The sequence below is a fragment of the Anaerolineales bacterium genome (assembly GCA_022866145.1).
In the GTDB taxonomy this organism is placed as follows: domain Bacteria; phylum Chloroflexota; class Anaerolineae; order Anaerolineales; family E44-bin32; genus PFL42.
In genome coordinates, this window is the sequence record JALHUE010000017.1 from 1 (window position 1) to 5,905 (window position 5,905).

Here is a 5,905-nt window from a genome sequence, read left to right on the forward strand (position 1 = left end):
CGATCGAGCGGGCGATGGCCAAGCCCAGACCGGAGCCACCGATTTCCCGCTGACGTGAAGGGTCGGTGCGGCAGAACCGGTCAAAGACACGGTCGAGTGCCTGCGAGTCGATCCCGCGCCCACTGTCTTGCACCTGGATCTTCACGAACTCGCCTGAGAGGCTGGCCCGAAGGTGGACAGCTCCCGCCTGAGGGGTGTGTCGGAGAGCATTCTCCAGTAGGTTGTCCAGGACCTGGGAGAGGCGCATGGCGTCGTTCTCCACGGGCGGCAAACAAGCCTCCACCTCCAGATCGAGTGCAATCCCCTTCCCGGCAGCCATGGGAAGATGCGACTCGACGGCCTGTTCCAACAGCGGGCAATCGGCCGGCGGGTCCGATGGAGAGTCAGCGCGCCGGCATCCGCCATCGCTAGGAGGTGAAGATCCTGCACCAGCCGCTCCAGCCGAAGGGTTTCCTCACCGATGATCCGCAGCGCCTCACCCGAAGGCACAACCCCGTCCTCCACGGCGTCGAGATGACCGATGACAACACGGATCGGTGTACGCAAGTCATGAGCGACGTCGGCGGTCATTTGCCGCCGCGAGTCCATGGAGCGAGCCAGTTGCTCAGACATCCGATTGAAGGAGTCGGCGAGTTGTCCCAACTCATCTTGCGAGCGCACCGCCACCCGCTGCTGCAAGTCGCCCTCCGCCGCAGCCCGCGTGGCCGCTGTCAGATCCCGCAGCGGGCGAGTCAGCCCGCGGGCCAGCCTCCATCCGAGCGTCAGCGCCAGGGCTGCCGCCGCCACCGCGCCGACGGCAACGGTCCACTGCACCCGGTCAAGGAAGCGCTGTGCCTCCCGGTCCGCGCCCACATCAAACGGCTGCGAAATCAGCCAGCCAATCGTCTCCCCCTCAACCTGCACGATGAGGGCATCGGCGCGCAGGCTGTCCGGGACGACCGATCCGACCGCCAGTCCAGGGCCGGGCAGGACCACCCGCCATTCGCTGTCTGCCAGCACGACAGGGAAGCGGCGCTCCGGCGCCTCTCCGTGGGGCGGATCCCCCGGCGGCGGCTGGGGCTGGGGCAGCACGTCTTCGACCCCCTCCCACGAGCCCTCGTGAGCATAGTGCTCGGCAATGGCCTCGGCCGTGCCGCTGCGGAAGCGCGACGTCCCGAACCGCCCGAACTCGCTGGTTGTCACCAATGCGGCCAGGCCGGCCACGATGGCCACACCCGTCCAACCCACGATCAGGAACGTCAGCAGCAGCTTAGGTGTCAGTGAGCACAAGACGTCTCACTCCCGTGTAAAGCGATAGCCGATGCCATACACCGTATCGATGATCCGCGGCTTACGCGGCTCCGGTTCAATTTTCGCCCGAAGGTTCTTCACATGAACATCGACTGTACGCTCGTAGCCTTCATAAGCCACGCCCTGGATACGAACCAATAGCTCCGCACGTGTGAACACACGCCCCGGCGCCGAGATCAGCGCCGCCAGCAGGTCGCCTTCGGAAGGAGTCAGGTCAATTTGCCGCCCGGCCACCTGGACGACGTGGTCGTGGCGATCGACACCGACCTGGCCGCAGCGAAGCGTCTCGCCGGGAGGCTCGACGGCACCGGCACGCCGGAGCACGGCCCGGATGCGCGCCAGCAGCTCGCGCGGACGGAACGGCTTGGTCAGGTAGTCATCGGCGCCCAACTCGAGCCCCAGGATCCGGTCATCGGCCTCCACCCTGGCCGCCAGCAGGGTGATCGGGACGTCTTTGTTCCTGGGGTACAGCCGCATGAATTCGTAGCCGTCCATTTCTGGCATCATCACATCGAGCACGATCAAGTCAGGCGGCTGAAGCGTTGCTGCCAGCAGCGCCTGGGCGCGAGGCATGAGCCTCGGGAACGAACGGCTGCGGGGAATCCCTCTGGCGCGTTACAATCACTACTGGGCGCCGGATTCGACGGTCGAAGCATAAAAGGCCTATTTCAGGTGATGTGGGCCCGGTTCGGGTGGATGACCGTTGGTGTCGAGCGAGGCACATTGAGAGGCGCCAGCTCTTCCGCTCGCCAGGCCGCTGGCCTGAGGTGTTCCCAATGTTGCCGAAGGACATTCACGCTCATATCAGGCTGGCAGTGGAGGAGGATCTTGGCGCGGGGGATGTCACCACCGCGAACATCGTCCCGGATGGCGCCCGGGCTCACGCCCGTCTGGTCGCCAAGCAGGACGGAATTGTCGCCGGGCTGGATGTCGCCGAGGCCGTCTTGCTTGAGCTCGACCGGAAGGTGAGTTTCAAGGCCCTGGTCCCCGAGGGGAGCCGAGTCTCCTCCGGCCAGGTCCTGGCCGAGATCGCGGGCCCGGCCAGGGCGATCCTGTCGGCGGAGCGCACGGCGTTGAACTTCCTCGGGCGCATGTCCGGCATTGCCACCCTCACCCGTCAATTCGTCAATGCGGTGGCCGGCACCCCGGCCAGGATCCTGGACACACGCAAGACGGCTCCTGGGTTGCGGGCCTTCGACAAGCTGGCCGTGCGGCGAGGTGGGGGAGCGAATCACCGGCTCGGCCTGTATGACATGATCCTGATCAAGGATAACCACATCGACTTCGCCGGCTCCCTGGTGGAAGCTATCCGGCGGGCGCGGGCGGCCGAGACCGGGTTGGAGATTGAGGTCGAGGCGCGCACGCTTGATGAGGTCCGGGCAGCTCTGGACGCCGGAGCCCGGCGGATTCTGCTGGATAACATGAGTCCGCCGACGATGAAGCAGGCCGTGGCCATCAACCGCGGCCGTGCCCGGCTCGAGGCTTCGGGCAACGTGAGCCTGGACAACGTGCGCAAGATCGCACAGACGGGCGTCGACGACATTTCCGTGGGGGCCCTCACGCATTCGGCGAGGGTGTTTGACGTGAGCCTGGAGCTGATCCGCGAGCCTGCCCCAGAGGGGAGTTCAGAGCGGGGAGCGCCGCACAGCCGAGGTGCACGGTGACCGGGAAAGGTTCTGTCGAGGAGATCCACGCGAAGCTAGCAGCGATGCTCGGGGGCCACGCTCCCGACGCCGAGCTCCGCTACAAAGCCGAGCTGGCGGCGCGCATCATCGATCTCAAGAGGGAGAAGGACGCCGTCATCCTCGGCCACAACTACATGGAGCCGGCGCTTTATCACACGATCCCGGATTACGTGGGCGACTCGCTGGAGCTCAGCCGCAAGGCCGCCACGACCGACAAGGGGACGATCGTCTTCTGCGGGGTCCGATTCATGGCGGAGACGGCGAAGATCCTTAGCCCGCAGAAGACCGTGTTGCTCCCCTCAGAGAAGGCCGGCTGCTCGCTGGCGGCCAGCATCACTGCCGAGGACGTGCGGGCCCTGAAGCGACGCTTCCCGGGGGTCCCGGTGGTGAGCTATGTGAACACCTATGCCGAGGTCAAGGCCGAGTCGGACATCTGCTGCACGTCAAGCAATGCCGTGGCGGTGATCGAGTCTCTGCACGCGCCAACCGTGATCTTTCTTCCCGATGAATACCTGGCCCGCAACGTGGCGCGGGAGACGGGGAAACACATCCTCTTCCCCAGCCTCGTGCCGCCCGAAGAGACCCTCCACGAAGGCGACGTTCAGCTCGTCGGCTGGCATGGCCGGTGCGAGGTGCACGAGAAGTTCACCGTCGGTGACATCGTCGCCGTCCGGGAGGAGTATCCAGATGTCGTGGTCCTGGCTCACCCGGAGTGTCCGCCCGAGGTCGTGGCGGCATCGGACTTCTCAGGGAGCACGTCGGCCTTGATCGATTACGTGGAGCGCACCTGTGCGCCCCGGTACCTGTTGCTGACTGAGTGTGCCATGGGCGACAACATCGCCGCGGCCAATCCGCAAAAAGAGATGGTGCGGATGTGCAGCGTCCGCTGCCCGCACATGAATCAGATCACGCTGGAGGATACCCTGGCCTCTCTTGAACAGGGCCGGTATGTCATCGATGTTCCGGAGGATGTGCGCCTGCGGGCGTCGACGGCAGTCGAGCGGATGCTGGCCGTGGGGCAGAAGGACTGAGGAGGGACCTCCCTGATCCAGACCGACGTGCTCATCATCGGGAGCGGCATTGGCGGAGCGACGGCGGCGTTGCAACTGGCGCGCAACCCGGGTCGGGATATCGTGCTCATCACGCGTGACCCCGATCCCCAGGAATCGAACACGCGCTATGCCCAGGGCGGCATCGTCTCGCGAGGGCCTGGCGACGATCCGGGGAGCCTGGCCGCCGACATCCTGGCTGCGGGCGCCGGGGTCAGCTCACCGGCGGCGGCCAGGCTCCTCGCCGAGGAAGGTCCTCGCAGGGTGGAAGAGGTCCTCGTCCGGTCCGCCGGTGTGGAATTCGACCGGGCCCTCGATGGTGGGCTGGCTTGGGGCACCGAAGCGGCCCACGCTCACCGCCGCATCCTGCATGTGGGCGATACCACGGGCCGGGCGATCGCTGCGGCTCTGATCGCGCGGTTGCGCGCCTGCCCCAATGTCGCCCTCTTGACGCAGGCCACGGCCATCGACCTGATCACATTCCCTCACCACAGCCGCGATCCGCTGGCGGCCTACCAGACGATCTCGTGCCACGGCGCCTACGCCTTCGATCGCCAGGAGCAGACCGTCCACCGTTTCATCGCCGCGGCAACGATCCTCGCCACCGGCGGGCTGGGGCGAATCTATCGCAACACAACCAACGCGCCCGGCGCCCGAGGGGATGGGCTGGCTATGGCGCACCGCGTCGGCGCTCGCATCACTAACGCCGAGTATGTGCAGTTTCATCCCACGGCTTTGGCCGCGCCGGGGGCCGAGGGGTTCCTGATCAGTGAGGCTGTGAGGGGGGAGGGCGGCCGGCTGCTCACACCCGACGGGTGGCCGTTCATGGAACGCTACGCGCCGGAGTGGAAGGACCTCGCCCCACGCGACATCGTGGCCCGTGCCATCCACTCTGAGATGGAGGCCCACGGGTATTCACACGTGCTGATCGACCTGGCCTCGTCGATGCCCTCTGAGGCTATCCGGACGCGATTCCCATCCATCTATGAACGCTGCCTGCAAGCCGGATTCGATATCTCACGCGAACCGGTGCCGGTCGTCCCTGCGGCGCATTACTTCTGCGGTGGCGTGCTGGTCGACGAGTGGGGCCGCTCAAGCATCGAGAACCTGTATGCGGTCGGGGAGGTGAGTTGCACCGGGCTACACGGGGCCAACCGGTTGGCTTCGACATCGCTCCTGGAGGGGCTTGTCTGGGGGTGCCGGGCCGCGGAGCATCTGGGGGATTGCTTCCGTCGAGGGGAAATCGCCCGCCCGGCCTCGGCCGACGACGTCCCTCGCTGGGACGAAACGGGACTGGTCGCCGAGCCGGATCCGGCCCTGATCCAGGGCGACATGCAGACGATTCAGAGCATTATGTGGAATTACGTCGGGCTGGTGCGCAGCTTCGAGGGGTTGTCGCGGGCGATCCGCGAGCTGCGCCACATGTGGAACGAGATCGAGACCTTCTACCAGGCGACGAAGCTGAGCGACGGCCTGATCGGTCTACGAAACGCCGTGGAAGCAGCGCTGATCGTGGCCCAGGCCGCGCGTCACAACCGCCAGAGTCGCGGCTGCCACTTTCGGCGAGATGCCACCGAGAACGAAGGGGACCGATTGATCTGATCCTCTCCCGGCGAGCCAAGTTGGCTGGCCGCGGCGTAGTCCTTGTACGCCTGCGCCGCTTCCCGATCCTCTTCGAACTCGCCGGGCGTCCCGGGGTAGCGTCCCGGGGTAGCGTCCCGGGGAGCGCTCCATGTTCTCCCTGGCGACGATCACTGCGGCCAGCGCCGCCTTCACGCTGGTGCTGCTTGGCGCGGTTGCCCTGCTTGCTCACCCGCCAGGTGCGCTCGGAAGCTTTGAGGGTGTCCTGGGCATCCGCCAGGGCTAACTGCGCCTCGGCGC

5 protein-coding genes are annotated in these 5,905 nt (G+C 66.3%); 3 read left to right on the forward strand and 2 right to left on the reverse strand.

Features of this window, described 5'->3' with window-relative positions; all coding sequences use genetic code 11:
• Window positions 1–141: 141 nt before the first annotated feature.
• Both MUO23_00505 and MUO23_00510 read right to left on the reverse strand, forming a co-directional pair.
• Entirely contained in the window at window positions 142–1,269 is a 1,128-nt protein-coding gene (locus MUO23_00505) for a HAMP domain-containing protein (protein MCJ7511431.1), read from the reverse strand.
• 6 nt (window positions 1,270–1,275) lie between these two features.
• Complete coding sequence (locus MUO23_00510; GenBank protein ID MCJ7511432.1) at window positions 1,276–1,863, reverse strand: response regulator transcription factor; 588 nt, start codon at window positions 1,861–1,863, stop codon at window positions 1,276–1,278.
• A gap of 203 nt (window positions 1,864–2,066) precedes the next feature.
• Between MUO23_00510 and nadC the strand changes: the two genes are divergently transcribed.
• Genes nadC through nadB form a run of 3 tightly spaced genes read left to right on the forward strand, consistent with a single transcriptional unit; the run spans window position 2,067 to window position 5,626 of the window.
• Entirely contained in the window at window positions 2,067–2,954 is an 888-nt protein-coding gene (nadC, locus tag MUO23_00515; GenBank protein ID MCJ7511433.1) for a carboxylating nicotinate-nucleotide diphosphorylase, read from the forward strand.
• Window positions 2,951–4,006, forward strand: a complete 1,056-nt coding sequence (gene nadA, locus MUO23_00520; protein MCJ7511434.1) for a quinolinate synthase NadA — start codon at window positions 2,951–2,953, stop codon at window positions 4,004–4,006. The genes nadC and nadA overlap by 4 nt, the downstream gene beginning before the upstream one ends.
• A 27-nt stretch (window positions 4,007–4,033) precedes the next feature.
• Window positions 4,034–5,626: an L-aspartate oxidase gene (gene nadB, locus MUO23_00525; GenBank protein MCJ7511435.1), complete on the forward strand. Its 1,593-nt coding sequence runs from the start codon at window positions 4,034–4,036 to the stop codon at window positions 5,624–5,626.
• Window positions 5,627–5,905: the final 279 nt, after the last annotated feature.

Coding starts and splice junctions, on each gene's coding strand:
- MUO23_00510 (MCJ7511432.1), bottom strand. CDS start 1,863: ATGCCTCGCGCCCAGGCGCTGCTGGCAGCAACGCTTCAGCCGCCTGAC.
- nadC (MCJ7511433.1), top strand. CDS start 2,067: ATGTTGCCGAAGGACATTCACGCTCATATCAGGCTGGCAGTGGAGGAG.